Origin of the sequence: Pseudoalteromonas thalassia (genome assembly GCF_049257215.1) — a bacterium.
Taxonomy (GTDB): Bacteria; Pseudomonadota; Gammaproteobacteria; order Enterobacterales; family Alteromonadaceae; genus Pseudoalteromonas; species Pseudoalteromonas lipolytica_C.
The window spans coordinates 14,754-31,433 of record NZ_JBMMUE010000010.1; the positions used below are offsets into that span (position 1 = coordinate 14,754).

Annotated in this window: 10 protein-coding genes; 9 read left to right on the forward strand and 1 reads right to left on the reverse strand. The window is 40.2% G+C overall.

The window, feature by feature from the left end:
- Positions 1-2,313: a tellurite resistance TerB family protein gene (locus tag AAEU31_RS12700; protein ID WP_421967368.1), complete on the reverse strand. Its 2,313-nt coding sequence runs from the start codon at positions 2,311-2,313 to the stop codon at positions 1-3.
- 637 nt (positions 2,314-2,950) lie between these two features.
- Between AAEU31_RS12700 and AAEU31_RS12705 the strand changes: the two genes are divergently transcribed.
- The 9 genes from AAEU31_RS12705 (at position 2,951) to AAEU31_RS12745 (ending at position 16,667) form a co-directional block, all read left to right on the forward strand.
- A complete protein-coding gene (locus AAEU31_RS12705) occupies positions 2,951-3,811 on the forward strand; it encodes a TnsA endonuclease N-terminal domain-containing protein (RefSeq protein WP_105200887.1) in 861 nt (286 codons plus the stop codon).
- Complete coding sequence (locus tag AAEU31_RS12710; RefSeq protein ID WP_421967369.1) at positions 3,801-6,047, forward strand: TnsB C-terminal domain-containing protein; 2,247 nt, start codon at positions 3,801-3,803, stop codon at positions 6,045-6,047. Before AAEU31_RS12705 ends, AAEU31_RS12710 begins: the two co-directional genes overlap by 11 nt.
- Positions 6,040-7,527, forward strand: a complete 1,488-nt coding sequence (locus tag AAEU31_RS12715) for an ATP-binding protein (protein WP_421967370.1) — start codon at positions 6,040-6,042, stop codon at positions 7,525-7,527. The genes AAEU31_RS12710 and AAEU31_RS12715 overlap by 8 nt, the downstream gene beginning before the upstream one ends.
- Positions 7,527-8,462, forward strand: coding sequence for a TniQ family protein (locus AAEU31_RS12720; protein ID WP_421967371.1), 936 nt, complete (start codon positions 7,527-7,529; stop codon positions 8,460-8,462). Before AAEU31_RS12715 ends, AAEU31_RS12720 begins: the two co-directional genes overlap by 1 nt.
- Complete coding sequence (locus AAEU31_RS12725; RefSeq protein ID WP_421967372.1) at positions 8,455-10,074, forward strand: TnsD family Tn7-like transposition protein; 1,620 nt, start codon at positions 8,455-8,457, stop codon at positions 10,072-10,074. Before AAEU31_RS12720 ends, AAEU31_RS12725 begins: the two co-directional genes overlap by 8 nt.
- 732 nt (positions 10,075-10,806) lie before the next feature.
- The gene (locus tag AAEU31_RS12730; RefSeq protein ID WP_421967373.1) at positions 10,807-11,127 is read left to right on the forward strand and encodes a hypothetical protein; all 321 of its coding nucleotides are present in this window, start codon (positions 10,807-10,809) and stop codon (positions 11,125-11,127) included.
- Entirely contained in the window at positions 11,127-11,576 is a 450-nt protein-coding gene (locus AAEU31_RS12735) for a hypothetical protein (protein WP_421967374.1), read from the forward strand. Before AAEU31_RS12730 ends, AAEU31_RS12735 begins: the two co-directional genes overlap by 1 nt.
- 434 nt (positions 11,577-12,010) lie before the next feature.
- Entirely contained in the window at positions 12,011-14,701 is a 2,691-nt protein-coding gene (locus AAEU31_RS12740) for a hypothetical protein (RefSeq protein WP_421967375.1), read from the forward strand.
- A 451-nt stretch (positions 14,702-15,152) separates the two neighbouring features.
- Positions 15,153-16,667 carry a sigma-54 interaction domain-containing protein gene (locus AAEU31_RS12745; RefSeq protein WP_421967376.1) on the forward strand — a complete coding sequence of 505 codons (1,515 nt, stop codon included), beginning with the start codon at positions 15,153-15,155 and terminating at the stop codon, positions 16,665-16,667.
- Positions 16,668-16,680 lie beyond the last annotated feature (13 nt).

Sequence of the window (16,680 nt, forward strand, 5' to 3'; positions counted from 1 at the left end):
TTATCCCTTCAATTCTTCTACGATTTCTAGATCGACATAGATATCACCATCGTCATCTAGAACTGGCGCATCGACTTTGTCATAAGCCCAGTCATTAATAGTTTCTAATGCGCCATCAACCATTATGTTTAGTTTGCTGCACAGTTCATGAACTTCTTTACGTGGCCACGACTCTTTAGCTATCAAAGTTTCAAAAAGTTCTTTGTAAGGGCTCTCTAAGCCTTCTTCATTGACATCAGTTGTGGGGATCACTTCCAGGTCAGCTTCTTCATCAACGGCAAATATACTCTCCAGCATACTCTTTGCATCGTTGGTGTCACTTTCATGCATAGCCAGAATACCTTCATCCAACTGAAAGGTACTTTTATCAATTGAAACGTCTTTAGGTGTGGCAGAAATAGGCTGTTTACTGGAGGCAAACGCATGAATGTCACTTGTAACGAGTGATTTATCTAAGCCTAACGAGGTATATAACTTTTCAATTTGCTTAATTTCAGAAGCATCGATTCTTCCATCAGCAAGAGCGATGGAAAGCATGAATCTTTTCAAGAATTCCACCTGTGGAACGCCGAGTTTTTCAATCCTAGCTTTCAAGCCGGTATTATTTACAGGGGCATTTAGACGCCAAGTTAAATATGCATTTAACGAGTTCTTTTCAGAAGGTGAGAGTTTGTCATCGTGGTTTATCAACGTTTGTAAGGCGATTTTCTCATGCTGATCTACAGTACCGTCTATCGTTGCGACCATTGCCCCTAACCTAATTGCTAAACTTACTTGGTTGAATGCCGAGCTTGGCTCAAAAAACTCTCCATGGCCCGGTGAGAAGAGCACAATGTTGTCATCGATTTTCAATTTTGCATGGTGAAAACGTTGGTCTGGCGCAATACCTATTTCAGCCTTAGCAGCCAAGTTAGCGACAAGTTCATTTTCTTTTTTGTTAAATGCCTTAGGGAGAGGTGTACCTGTATGAGTCCAGAAATCCTTGACAGTGGTTAGTCCATCATTTGAACTAATTATCTGATTTGCCCAAGACTTAAATGTTTCTATAACTGGTGAATTTGCTTCGTTTGCCAGTTCTTTAGGTAATAACATCAACGCTGCAATGTCACTCCTTGAGGTTTCAGCTTTTCCTAAGTAACGGCTATAGCTGCTCAATTCTTCTGTACATTGTTCGGCAATAGGAATGAGCTTTTTAATTGGGCCTTTGAGAATACTTGGATCAGGTAAGTCACCCAACTCCAAATCAACCCCATGCACACCATTACTTGCCGCATGGTATGAAAGTCGCAGTTTAGTTTTATTGGGTTTTACGGAAATTCCTTCGCCAAACTTTTCAGAAAATCTAATTTGGAAAAGCTGGCTAAACTCTTCTTCACATCTACGGGCGGGAGTTTTTAGGGAATACTCGAATGTATTTTTTAGCCACTCTAAAGCTAAGGGAGCTGTTACAGGGTTTCCATTGGCTATAGTTGTTGCAAGTTTTACTTTGAATGACAATGCATTATTAGTTTCTGGTATATCTGACAGTCTATCTTCAAATAAGGCGGGTCTTTGAAGTGCCATTAGTTCGAGGAAATTAGCAGAGTATCCTCTGAACGAACGATTTGCGTTAAAAACGCTATTGAGACGCAACACTTCTTCAAATATTGCTATGTACTCTTCATTAGATATTTGATTATTTGATTTGTTTTCGATGACTCTTCTCTCAAACCCGTAGAAATAGATGAAGACATAACCAATTGGCGTATTGGGGTTTGAGCGATCAGAGGCGAGCCAATCTAGGTAAGCGCCTCTACAGCCTTTAGATAAGGATGCGTAAGTTGGCCAGTACCCTAAGGATTCATCAGTGTATATTTCTGAATCTACCGAGGGACTTGAAGCCGGGCGTTTATCATCCACTAGAGATGGCTCTATACCGTACCCATCTAGTGAATTCATTACTCCACCAAAGTAGAAAAAGCCTTTCGTTAACTGCCTTCCATTAACAGAAAGTTGTTCTTCTACACTTATCCATCGACCTTTTTGTTTGTTCGTTGTTTTTTCTGGCTCTCGGCCAAAGCTTGTATGAATAGTAAAAGTAGCAAAGTCATCATCATCGTCTAAATAAGCATGATTAGACGAACTGGATACACTTATGCTGGAAGAGCCTACAGCAATACTGGGGGATGAGGTTCTACTTTTAGGGACTTTTGTTTTTTCAGAAAAAGGTTGGGGAGTTCTTTTAGGGGGAGGATTGTGTGCAGAAGGTTTACTGTTACCTTTAAATAATTTATAAATCAAATAAATTACAAATAACCCAATAATAAATTCCATTTTATTTCCTCTTTTTCCAAGGCTCTAAATTAGGTTACTTTGATCCTTGTTTTTTATATGTTTTGATTGATTTTTTATATCAAATAAAGATAAATAATGCAAAATTTGAATCAGTAAAAGTGATCAATAGTGGTGTGATAATTTAAGCTTTTCAAGAGCTCTACTCCCTTCAAAACAAATATAATCCTAAATAGCCTTGTGCGGCCATTCAATACATGACCAACCTATCATTGTAATGAAATATCTACCACAAAATGAAACCCAGCAAAGGTTGAGTAAGCGGCAACTCCTACTCAGGCTAGTTCAGTAATTTGTCTACAATTGAATTGCGGTAAAAAGTTACATTTGCGATCGGGCTTGGTTCTTACACGGTACTTTTCTCATTAAATTGCAGCATTAATATACTCTTTCTAAATACCTTATTCTTTCTGGTTATATACATACTATATTTAAATATAAGCGGCTGTTAATAATTGTTTTTCAAGTCTTTGATTTTACAAAAGCTCAAAAATTGACCACTTTAAATTATTAGTGCCTACTAATAAAATTCTTTAATTATCAGTATATTATGTGTGTTGATGTAATTTGAACGTTCGACTATCTTCCTCTTTTTTTACTATTCAAAGAGGAAATCTAGATGAAAAAAGTCACTCAACCTATCATCACAGATAAAGAGCGAAGTCGCATTGCTCGATATTATGCAAAAGTCAAAAAAGAGGGATATCGCCCTTGGATTACTGTCAGGCAGTCTCACACGATCGGGCAAGGGCAGATCATATACAGTCACAAAACCAAACGCGCTCATCACTTTCTGAGCCGTGGAGAACTTCAGGCATTTTTTCACTTTGAAGCAAACAAACGAGTGAAAAATATCTTAGAGCAATTCCCGCTTCCCATAGCAGATACGATGCAAGTGGCTACAGAGCTTAATATCGTGCACCCATCTTCGTATCAAGAAGCGGTAAATTTCAATGGTCATCGTCCAGCGAAAACGATGACGCTGGATTATTTAGTGATTCACTCCGACAAAAGCCGACATGCTTATAATTTCAAATACTCTGATGCGTTAGATAAAAACATTACCAGTCCGCAAGCTGTAGCGCGGACAAACGCTAAAGCGGAAATAGAGCGAATCTACTGCTTACAAAATAATATTTCGTGGACACAGTTGACCGAGAAGTCATTTGATAAATCAGTAACAAGCAATCTGCGTTATTTTCGCGAATGTTATGACTCTCCTTATGATATTGATATTAGTGATGACTTGAAATCCGCTGTGCTTTGTCACTTAACGCTTAATTTCGAAAACTATCCCACAGCTACAGTGCGCAATAATCTTGAACGCACTGCAAGTGATATCAATCTGCCATTACATCAGATCCAAAGCATTTTTCAGATGCTCGCTTATGAGCGTGTGCTGCATTTTGACTGGACGACTGAGATTAATCTAAACCGCCCGTTACCAGCGGTAGCGAAGGAGGTGGACTATGTTTGTTAATCAGATTATTGCTTCCGTTAATCCGAAGCACCCCGAAGTGAAATACCGCATCGTAGCGGAAGAAAAAGACGAAATTGCTGTCTCTGACTTGAGTTGTAACAGACCTCGTCGACCATTTACAATAAAAATTAAATATTTTGAGCAGAAAGTAAAACGTAAAGAGTGGGTGTTGTTACCTCCGAATATACCCGATATTTTGTTCGAAGATGACAGCTATTTCAAACAAAAGCTTTTAGCTAAAAAGCTCAAATTACTCAAGAAAAATGCAGCTAATGATGAAGTGAAAGACCCTCTGGAGATGCGAGATGCCGCCTGGTCGACAATTAAGCCTCTTGTGAAGGATCCTGAAAAGTTGCATCGTTATCTATTTGGTGATCCTAAGGGATTATTGCAAGAGCTGATTGAGCTTTCTCAGCGCAATAAGAAATATGTCACTAGCATGTTAAATCGCTATTTTCGGGATGGTGGGATAAAAAATGCCTTACTCCCGAATTATTACTATTGCGGTCAAAACTTTTCTCTCCCTGACTCTCCAATATTGAATGAGGATGGGCTGCACGATCTTTCATCCAAACCCGGTCCAAAAACGGTTAACGGAACTGCTTATCGTCATGTCACGCAAAAAGACGTTGAGGATATTGAACAGTTTGCACGTTCGCACTTACGCAATCGCAAGGAAGTCGTACTTCAAGACTTATATGAAGACTATATCTATCGTTACGGCAGCGTATCAATTCGACCAAAAGGGGCAACGATTGATGAGATGATAGAAGAATTGCGTGTTCCGCTTGGTAACAATCACGTGATTTCGTCAAGGGCGTTCAAACGTCAAATTAATAAAATTGTGTCTAAATTGACGTGGTTAAGAAAGCGTGTCGGTGAGAAAAACTATACACGAGATCACAAAGCGAGAACGGGAAGTGCGAAGCACGGATTGCGCGGTGCAACAAGTCGCTATGAAATTGATAGCACAATATTAGATGTCTATGTGCGCTATGAGTTTTCGAATGAGTTAATGTCAATTGGTAGACCGGTTCTGTATTTAGTGGTCGATGTTGTGACCAGTATGATCGTTGGCATGCACATCGCTTTTCATGGCCCTGACTGGACAGGGGCCTGTCACGCTTTACTCAATGCATGTTCTGATAAAGTCGAATTTTGCAAACAGTTCGGAGTCAAAATCAGCTCCGAGGATTGGCCGTGTTGCCATCCTCCGCGTGAGTTAACGGCAGACCGTGGTACAGAAAACAGTGATAAGAATATGGAGGCCTTGCTCAAAGGTAAAATTGGCATAGAAGTGGTCAATTTAAATGCGTATCACATGGGAGTGTGTAAAGGCACTGTAGAGAAAAGTTTCGATATTATTCAAAAGAAAGCATTTTCTCCGCTTGAGCACGGTAAAGTCATCAAGATTAATAAATTTGATGAACAACATCCTAGCCGCAACAATGTTTTGACTAGCGATGAGTTAACTCGCGCAATCATTAAGTGTGTTCTTCACGCTAATAATCACTCTACACGTATTAATAATCGTACCTTCGAAATGGAGCGCGACGGTGTGGCATTTGCCCCTCGCGATGCTTGGAATTACAGCTTAAGCAACTGCGTCATTGCACCTGCAAAGTTGCCTCGGGAGCAATTGTTGTTCGGTTTGTTGCCGGAGGCAAAAGTCAGTGTGCGAAGCCAAGGCGTGTATTTCAAGGGGTTGTATTATTCTTCTACTGATTTTGAGCGTTTGCCGCTTTTAGAGCTTTCTAAAAATTTTGGTCGTCAGTCTATCTCAATTCGTTACTCAGAGAGCTCGACGAATCATATCTGGTACAAAGACGAAGAAACTAAGACAGTATATCAACTTGAGCTTACAGAGCGCAGTGAAGCTTATAAAAACATGGTCTGGGAACAAATACATCATCGTATGGTGATCTTAAAGTCTCAGCTTGCTGTCGCAGAGGAACAATCTCGGATTAGTTCAGTGATTTTAAGATCTGACTTACGCACCTTAGAGAGAATGGCTAAAACGCGTACTAATCAGCATCAAAAATCGCAGGCTAAAGGGATTGTGTCTGATATCAAAGATAATCGAAAAACCGAGGCTGATAGACAGTATCATCAGTATCGACAAGATATTGAAAAAGGCATGCAAGGTGCCGTTAAAGATATTGCGCAAAATGATTTAGTCAGTTCTTCATCAGACATGTTTGGTAATCCGAACGCTGTGGAGGTGACTCATGGCTAAAGCTAACTATATTCGTCATCCCAATCCGATGCACCGTGGCAACCCGCTTGTCGAAGGGTTAGGCTTTCCGCTCGCTAAACAGCAGATTCATACACAGTGCGGAGTATCATTTGTTGATGGATTAGATTTGACCGGTGTCCCAGAGGAACTTCATGGCTATTACACTCGCTCTAGTATTCTTAACTTGTTTAGTTTGCACGTTGTGCAAGATGAGATGGTTGAGATTTATGAAGCGATTCGGCTTGGCATTGAAGTGTCTTACCTCGGGCGCAATCCACTCAATGATGATTGGCAAGGTATTTTAGCGGCTATTGAAGCTGATAAAGATGCACCGCTTAAGTCATTAAATATCAGACGTCTAAACTTGCTTGAGAACAGCTATACCTTCTTGATATCCGGTTTGAGCGGGCGCGGTAAGTCCAGCATGGTCAAGCAAGCGCTGGAGCAGATTGAGCAAAAGATTGAACACACGGCCTATTCTATGTCGGATGCCACAATGAAACCGTGTCCATTGACGCAGATAACGTATGTATACGTTGAACATCATGATCGAGTCGGTCAGAAAGCATTTTTAAAAGCCATATTAGACGCGATTGATGAAGCAACGGGTGAGCAATATGCGTATAAGCAGCGCAATAGTAGCGTGTATGAACTGATCCAAACGGTGCGTAAAGCGGTTGTTAAGCATCATATCGGCGCTTTAATCATAGATGAAGCACAAAACTTTGCGCCTAGCTCAAGTGATTTCAAGATCGGCACCAATGAAAAAACGTCGATGAAGTTTGTGGAAGAACTGGTAAATACCTTAGGGGTATCGACAATTTTTGTTGGCACCTTCAGTGCGCTAGAGCTTTTTGCTAAAGAGATGACTATTACACGGCGTACACTTCGCGCCGGTTCACTCAATTTGGCTAGCTGTGATGTCGAATCAGGATTTTGGAAAAACCTTTGTCATGCATTATTCAATTCTGTTCGATTCTCAGCCGCCAGAGACAGTGATGAAGCGCTTCGCTATAAACTGCATGATTTAACTGCGGGCATTCCTGCTATTGCCGTATCGGTAGTTCAAGCAACATTGCGCTTTTTAAGCTATTTTGAAGCTTCCAAACAAACTCTGACTGCATCCGCGTTAGAGCATGTATTCCTCAAACAGTTTTCGCCTTTGTCCGGTCCCATTGCGGCATTACACAGCATGCGTGTTGGTTCTGGTTACAAAGCATATGAAGACTTAAAACCCATGCGTTTACTTGAGATGGTTAATCCTAAGAATGCCCATCATGATGTCGAAAAGCTTAAAGCTGTCGAGAGCAAAGCGAAGCAGATGATGCAGGAATGTGAGCGAGATAACGCAAAGCTGCTAAGAGGTAAAGTGCAGGTGATACCTCACAAGCCACCTCGAACGGCGTATGAAGTGGATGCGAGCCAAGAAAGTGACAAGATGTCCCCTGATAACTTTTTATCGATGTTAGGGGAAGACTGATGACTCATTGGCGAACAATATTGCCTGGGGAAGATTGTCAATCTGCCCCGGCTCGCTGGCATTATCTTGAACGCATTACGTGTTTAGTTCCTGACGAGCCGCTAATGCGACTTGCTGTGCGCAGTGTGTCACCTCATCAGGCTTTCGGCGCATTAGAAAACGAAGCACTTAATGCCATGGGTAAGCTTGAAGATAGTGAATTTCATGCTGAACATAGTTTGGTGAATTATTTTCGAGCATTTTTACCACAAGATTTAGTGTGGGAAAAAGCAAAGGAGCCTAACCAAGTTGTAAGAGGAGGAGAGTCAACGCATGTTGCACGCTGGCGTTGGTGCCCGATGTGTGTGGGTGAAAACGAAGCTCATTATGGTTTGGCGTACTTTCATCGAAACCATCAGTTGGCTGGCGTATTTTATTGTCACAAGCATGATGAAGCATTAATTGATAGTTGTCAGGCATGTGGTTGGCGACAGCATCGATTGAATGAACAAGCATTTCCTCCAAAGGGAAATACTTGTCCTGATTGCGGAGCCTGGCTTGAAGCTGCACCTATCGCGATGACAGATACGATGAAGCGAATTGAAGCGGCGAGTCTACGGCTAGCTCATAGTCCTATTATGCGTGATAGGCGGTTAGCGTTAGTTAAGCGCGTTCGGGAGTTGGCTGAGGTATCGACACTTGAGCGAAACAGTGTGGCGGAGCGGCGATTATTGGGGGTATGGCAAAAGCGCTTCTTGTCATACTTTAGTGAGTACGAGCTCAGCGCTTGGTTTCGTAATCTTAAACTGCACAGAGGGGTTTTATGTCACCCAATGATGCTAAGTCCGCACTTAACGCAAATAAGTTCAGTAGCCGCTCATCCACATCCTTTGGTGTATTTGCTTTTAGAAGACTTTATTGCAGTAACGTACCCTGAGCTGGCAACGCATGGATAAGCTCAGGCTTTTACCCGGTGAATGTGGGTATAGCTTGGCAGCGAGAGCCCATTTACTGTCTCCCTACGGTTCGTGGAAAGTGACGAACCAAACTTTATTCGGACGCGAATCTGTCCGTATCAATGCCCTGTTACCGGGGCATTTATCATCACTAGCGCTATTGGCAGACAGCACTGTTGAGCACCTTCGCCTTGAAGCATCAGCCCATCCTCTCGTCGCTTTTGGATTGAGCGATAAAGAAAAGCGACTCGCATTGGCAAACAGTGAAGTGCAAAACAATGCATCAACAGTCTACGAGCAAGCCAGAATGGCTGCTAGCAAGTTGAGCTTCGGCAATGTGTTGAAGTGCTGCTGTGCTTGTATGGAAGAAGATAAAGCGCGGTATGGGCTGGCGTATTGGCACACCATGCATCAACTTCATGGGGTTTCTGTCTGTCCTGTGCATGCGAGAGTACTGTCTACCGTTGAAGCCGGTGAAGGGGCGCTAAACCATGCTTACGAATTACCCCTTGTATACAATACGCTCAATCTTGAAGTCGAGTCGAATGCGCTCAAGTTAAGTCGCTACATCGTCGAATTACATGCGTTATTAAGCCAATTTACCCCACTAGGAAGTATGTCCGAGCGGTACATTGCGTGGTTAGATGCGAAAGGTTTTATCACTGCTGGTGGGCGAATACGCTGGAAACAGCTAAAAAAAGAATTACAGCGTACTTGGCTCACTCTTTTTGATGTTCAAGGCAAAGTGCTGCCTCCAGAGCTGTCTACATTTCATTTTGTACCCCGGTTAGTGCATCAAGATGCACCAACTCATTATATTCGTCATGTATTACTAATGGCGTACCTGACTGACTCACCTGAGCAGTTCTTTGCTGGGCAGAAAAGTAAGTCGGCCGTCATACCGCATCAGAAAACGCATACAGTGCCCGAAGAGCGCAAGGTGCTTCAACTGCTCAAGCAACACTGTTCTCTTCGTCAGTGTGCCGCACAGCTAAAATGCAGCGTAGGTTATGTGAAAGGAGTGGCCCTTCGACACCAAATTACGATTGAGAGACGTCGCAAACGCATCACTCCACAGATGGAACGCTGCATATGGCGTAAAGCCTTTGTAGGTCAGCATCGGCAGGACATTGCGCATCAGTTAGGATTGTCAATTGGAGCCGTAGAGCAAGTTATTCAGTCGCATGCAGGTTTATCCGCATGGCGTCATCATCTACTGATGCAGCAGCGAAAACTAAGCAATCGAACATCGCTGATAAACTTTATGAGGCGGTTTCCTGATGCATCACGCAATGTGATTAAACATCAGTGTAATGCATATATGTGGCTCTATAAACACGACAACGCATGGTTATACGCTCAGCTTCCTGAAGCGAAGTCACCAGGTAAGCCTCAAGGCATAAACTGGGCTGTACGAGACTTGGTGTTGTGTGATCAGCTTGAAGCGCTGCAAGGTAAGTTTACTTCGTTGTCTGCAATCGATAGAGCTGTGGGTGGTCACAGTTGGCTAAGGCGCTATCGTGAAAAGGTTCCGTTGGCTTTTGGGTTGGCTCAGCAGATTTTGGCTCGCGGGACTTCAAACTCGCGGGACTTCAAAAGAGTAATTTTTTAAAATTGGTAGACAGTTATTTATTGTTATCAATTAATCTTGTTATTCCGCAACTGCGTTGCGAAGAAAGCCAGTTAAGTAAGATACAAGCAACTCAAACAGCTAATTAATAGGTTTTTAATGCCTATCTCTCACCAAAAACATGTTTTATTGTCTCCAAATAAGAGACTAATGGTTTCAAAAAAAATTGCAAGCATGAATTTGCTAAGTCATTGATTCAGGCTGTTCGTTTGCTTGTTTTGCAACCAAAATGGTAGAAAAAGTGCTTGACAGGAAAACTGTGAATTTTGGTAATTGGTTTATAAATCAATCTATTATATGAAGCCTGTTGCATGTGTTTTCTGTTTGTAGAGTATTCGTTTCTTCGGTTTTAAAGAGTGACATTGGAAATACAGAGAACTATCGAAAATGGACTGTTCGCGGCTAATTTGCTCTCAACTTATCAAAAATGGGGGATAGCTCATAATGCGTGGTTATGTTTAATGGGCTTTCTCCTCTGATTTTACTGCTATTCAACTCTGTTAAGGGGGGATTTTACAGACTTGAACTAATTAGGTTGCGATAGCGTCGTTTTTTGAGCGTTTAATCGTTTTGTTTTTTGTTCGTCGAGACCATTAAACAATTTTTTTGCGAAATTTTAGTGACACTTCCGAGATTTAAGTGACACTTCCGAGATTTTTCCCACTTTTTGTCTCATTCTATATAGAAGGTTTTTTATCGCTCTAAGGGGCTCATATGTATGCGACTGCACTTGAACAGCACCTTCGTGAACACTCACCGAATGTACTCATTTACACCCCTTTGCTGGTGGACGATAAGTTCGTGTTCATAATGAATCGATTACTTCGGACACTGTCCGGCATGGTTGAAGGCGGCGAAGTGGAAGTGCTTCATGTTGAGATATGCCCCGAAACACACATTCCAACCGTTCAGCTGATGTTACCGCCTCAGCTTAATGAGAAAGACTTTGGAGCATTATTTGACGATACGCAGAAGCTATTACATCGAGCAGCTGCTCAAGAGTGGAAACGGCAGTCAACTGAGGAGAAGCTGTAATGAATATCTTATTTTTATGCACCTCGAATTTAAATCGCAGCAAAACAGCTGAAGAGCACTTTGCAGCAAAAGACCCATTACGTGAATACCGTTCTGCGGGTTTGAGTGAGAAAGAGTGCAAGCGAAACAATACAACATTATGCAGTGAAGAGTTATTAACTTGGGCAGATGTCGTATTTGTCATGGAGAAGGAACATGTTCGCCGTATCGAAAAGTACACTGGTCAACGCTTCTTAGAGAAAATCATCAACCTCAATATTCCGGATAAATATCAACGTGGTGAGCCAGCTTTGATCGAGCAACTTGAAAAACGCCGAGATGCGATGCAATTTGAAGAGTTGTTTGCTCGTATTGAATCGCCATCTTCTACTCGTGCGGCACTACGTCTTTTTAATGTTAGCAATGAAGAGCTTGCGGCAACTTTTAAGCCTAGCCCAACTGAAAACTAGTCTTAAAAATTAGTAACTAGTAGCCGAAATTACTCGTCGAAAAGAAGTTTATAAAAAATCTCCCGCTGATATGGTCATCTTCAATGAGTTGGAGCTTACGATTTCTCAATAGTGCTTTTTTCCATTATTAATGACATAAACACGACACTACAGTGGAAAAAAGCATTATTGTGTGTCTATCCATTTGAGGAAGATCATTTCGATGTTGTTACTACTGTATCTTTTAGTCCACGCAAGTTTGATTAGAAAGGATTAGGGTTTTAGAAAAGTCGTAAGTAAATTGACTTACTAACCTTTTTAAATACTTGTTAGTATTTCGAAGGATGTGTAATGTCGTTGTTTGGGGGGGGTGAGCTGGTTTAATTAATTTTAAAGATAAACCCGCCACAAGCTTATGATATAACCAATAAATAGCGACCACTAAGGAGATTTTAGTGTTCAAAATTGACACAAATAAAGCGCTTAAACAGATCTTTTCTTTTATTATTGCATACTTCAGGCCTTCGCTTGCAAAAGTCCTTATTTGGCCATTACTAGTTACAGGATTAGGTTTATTAAATCCCCCATTATGGATTGAAATAGTAAATTGGATATTAGTTAATCAATCGATTTTTCCTCAATACAAGATACCGCTTGCAGAACCAAATGGAGTTTGGGGTTGGTCGTTAATATTGTTAAGTGTCTTTGTTTATCTTGTTGAAACAGTTGCTCAAGTCGTCAAGAGTAAAAACGAAGGTGGTATTGCACTTTTAAATAAATTTGAAGATATTCAGGCAAATAAAGCTGATGAGTTTGTTCATAAATTAGATAAAGAATTTGACTTACCTCGTGTAAAACCATCGCATAAAGTTGCCCCTCTTTGTGAACATCATGTGCATGACCCTATTACTTATGGTGTGTTAGAAAAGCACTTCGAAAGTGGAAAAAATATTGGTATTTTGTCTGGTGCTAGCGGTTCAGGAAAAACACAAGCTTTAATTGATTATGTCAATAGGTGCGCTCAAAAATTTGATAACCAATTATGGATCAATGGAGATGATTGGATAGATGGATATGCTCTTAGTGATATACATAGAACGCGTGGTGGTAAACCAATAAATGTTGTGAAGACATTTAATTCATCTAAAACTATCTTAGTTATTGATAGCATTGAACGAATATTAAATGACAATGACTTTAGGGACTTACAAGGTGGGTTTTCCTTAGGTGGAATTGTTGTGCTTAGTTCCCAGCTAAGTGACCCTAATAATAAGTTATATATTTCAAAGCCAAACATCCAGAAAAAGCAAGCTATTGAAATACTTGGTGAAAATCCATCTAGCATTAGTGAGGCATGTGATGAGTTTTTGAAAGCATGTAGCTTCTCTCCCTTAGTCTTAGCTCTAGCAAGAAAGGTTATTTCAAAGGGAAAGAATAGTAATGATAAGTTTTATCGAGATGTTTTGGATGTGCCTGTTGACATTATTGATCATAAAGGGGAGTCAATAATAAGTAACATTTTGAAAAAGGTCCCTCCCGCTACACTAAAAGCATTAAAGAAAATTGCCAATTCAAATCTAAATTTTTACGATTCCGATTTCTTAGAGTTTTTCATTAATAAGTTAGAACTACATAACCTTCAAGGTTTGTCTATAGTTGTTCAATCCAACACACCAGGTATATTAAGGTTGCATGATCTGGTAGCGATTGCAGTTAGAGAAAATATAGATCAGAGTTGTATGGTAAATTCGATTTCTGAATATGTCGGCAAAGCCTCTGGTGAAATGACTCCAAGTATTCTTCGGCAAGTTCATTTGGCTAAGAAACAGATAAGGGATGAAGTAGAAAACAATCGTATTGGCAAGGTTGACTGGTTAACATATAGCCTTCTTCAAATTGAAGATAGTTACAAAAAGATCATCCATGATGAGCTGTATAACAAGGAGTTTACAGGTGAGCTATCATTGGCCGAAGTTATGTGTATTATTGACTCTAAAGAGTCTTATTCTTACTCAATCGCTCAAGATTCTCGAATTGATTACTACGAAAACTGTGCTAAAGATTACGAATCAGCCTTAAATATATATCAATGTGATGAGATCAGAGCAGAGCTAATGCATCATAGGGGAAAAGCTTTAAGGCGATGCGAAAAGCACGAACAGTCATTAGAGTGCTTTGAAGAATTGCTTAAGTTAAAGCCCAATTGGCATGCAATTCATGGTCAAATAGCCCACCTAGGAAGTCTGTATAGAGTTAGTCCACGAGTTAGAGAAGCTGGGGAATTTTCTATAAAAGTGCTTTTAAAGGATATCTTATCAGACTCTTCAGTAGTGCCTCTCAGGGTCTCTTTGGCTGCAATAGCGAGGATAAGATCTTACTATAGTGTTAAAAATGAAATCTCAAATAATCCAGAACAAGTTCAAAAATTAGCTAGTTTAATAACGATGTCAAGTATGGAAGGGTTAGATCAATTCTACGAGGCATTTGTTTCATTTACTTCTATTTTTGGCTATCACCATAGTGATTGCTGTTTAGACTTGGCTGAAAGTATTCCTGACATGCTTGAATTGCCGCCTGAGTTCGTCTCTAAAAGGCAATGGGTTAGTGCTTGTGAGGCATTAGCAAATATTTCTGATGCAGCTAATCGTCAAGGTAAGAGTGTAATTTCTAAGAGATTATCTGATGCTAGCTTAATGTTTGCTGATAAGTTATCTGCTCGGACTGAGCTTAAACCTTTCGACGCTAGAGCTGTGGCCAAATCCTACATTATATCAACAAAATATGATGAGGCTCTTAGTGTATTGTCAAAGGTTTCGCAAAAAGAGCAAGCTTCACACTGGACTTTGTATCGGAAATCGCAGGCTTTATTGGGACTTGGTAAAAGTAGTACACCTCCAGATAGTGAAGAATATATGGCTATGGCTTTAAGTTGTGCGAAAAGTGCTTTAGAAAATGCATTAGAAGATACAAAAGCTAAAGATAGAATTTCTATATATTATGAGTTGAGAAGTCAGTGCCTGCTTGCTAATAAAGAATATACATTAGCAAAAGCGGATTTAGTTATGGCGATAGAGTTGTGTAAAGATGATAAATATTTGGAAGATCTAAAAAGTCGACATCAAGCTATAGAGTTAGAGGTTGCTTAAATGACTGGTTTAATACTCAAAATATGAAAACGACGTTAACCCATTTAATTTGAATTAGGTGTTCTCGAACCCTAATTTGCTCTTTGGCAACGAAGTTAAGCTCTGATATATAAGGCCCCGTAGTCTAGTTTCTAACTACTATTGCTTTACCAGTAAGTTTTCTGAAACAAAAAAGGGCAAAGTTTCCAACTAGGTTTGTAACAAACAATCTCTTAAGTTATTGAAAAAATATAGGTGCTGAGTTTCCAACTTCGATAGTTGTGATCATCACGGCAGATCTGAATGGAAACTAGCCCAATGTACTTGGAAACCGTAAATGTACATGGAAACTAGTTAGATCAGATTGTCGAATATTTAAAAGGTGAGCAAATTAGCTCACCTTTTTTGTATGTAATAAATATTAGATAAGGTAAGATTATTTACAATTGAATAAGAATAATAAGTGTGGACTGTGAAAACTTTATTTACGTGGTTTGGTCAAGCTGATATTGATGGCATGAAGGAGGATACTTCCTCTCCGATTTCTAATATCGCGTTAAAGCATCCTGAACCCTTCGACCAAATAGTAATTATTTCGAATATTTGGGAAGACGAAAGGCGTGACTATATTCCTTGGTTGGAAAAAAAATTAGCTATAGCTCAACGTCCCTTTCAAGTAGTTGAAGGTCACACTGTTAGGATTACAAGTCCAATAGATTACGTATCTATATCCAAACAATCTCAGAAGTGGATCAATAAACTTTCAAGTGAAAGCGAGAAGCTCTATATAAACTTAACTTCTGGCTCACCGGCTATGTCAGCCGTAAGCATTATATTGGGTAAAGCTAAACCTAACACATATTTCTATCAATCAAATAGAAATAGAGAAATATTTTTAGATGACATTCCTTTTGATTTTGTAGCTGAACATGATGCTTCAGTAGCTAGGGCAATAACCTCTAAAGCAACTAAATTACCTACCAATGACAAAGCTTTTGAGGACATCATTGCTGTCTCACCACAAATGCTTGAGGTTGTTAATAAAGCAACGAAATTAGCTCCTCTTGATTTACCTGTCTTGGTGTTAGGCGAAACAGGCACTGGTAAAGAAGTTATATCCAATGCGATTCATAAAGCTAGCAGTCGTGCTTCTCAACCGATAAAAACGGTGAACTGTGGCGCTTTACCCGAAAACCTAGTCGATTCAATTCTTTTTGGGCATGTAAAAGGGGCGTTCACTGGCGCATTAAAAGAGCATAAAGGTTTATTTGAACAGGCAGACAGTGGAACTTTGTTTTTAGATGAAGTCGGTGAATTGTCGTTAGATGTCCAAGTTAAGCTATTAAGGGCGTTACAACAGGGTGAGATCACCCGCGTTGGCGATGATAAGACAATAACCGTTGATGTCAGAGTAATTGCTGCTACACATCGCAACTTGGTTGGCATGGTTGAGAATGGTGAGTTCCGTGAAGATTTATTTTATCGATTGGCGCTTGGTGTAATTGAAATTCCGCCATTAAGAAATCGTGAGAAGGATATTGAACCCTTAGTAAACGCCTTGGCAAAAGAAATAAATGATAGTGCAAAAAAACATCCAAACTATAAAAGTAAGAAAATTTCCAATAAGGGAATGAAGTTTATATTGGCACAGCCTTGGCGAGGAAATATACGGGAGCTTTGGAGTACCTTGAATAGAGCTTTATTACTCTCTGACAAAGATGAAATATCCGATTTAGATATTCAAAATGCACTTATAAAGCGAGAAAATAAACAAAAAGAACAAGATATTCACTTGGCTTACGGTGATGTGGTGGACTTAAAGCAAATAACTGAAAGTATAGAGAAAAGTTACGTGGAAGCTGCGCTGAAAGCTACGGGCAATGGTCGGGTAAAAAGCGCGGAAATGTTAGGCTTGGGTAATCATCAGAATCTAAGAAATATGATGAAGCGCTTGAAGATGATCTCTGATAATGAGCCTGAAAAATAGAGTTGGCATTGCA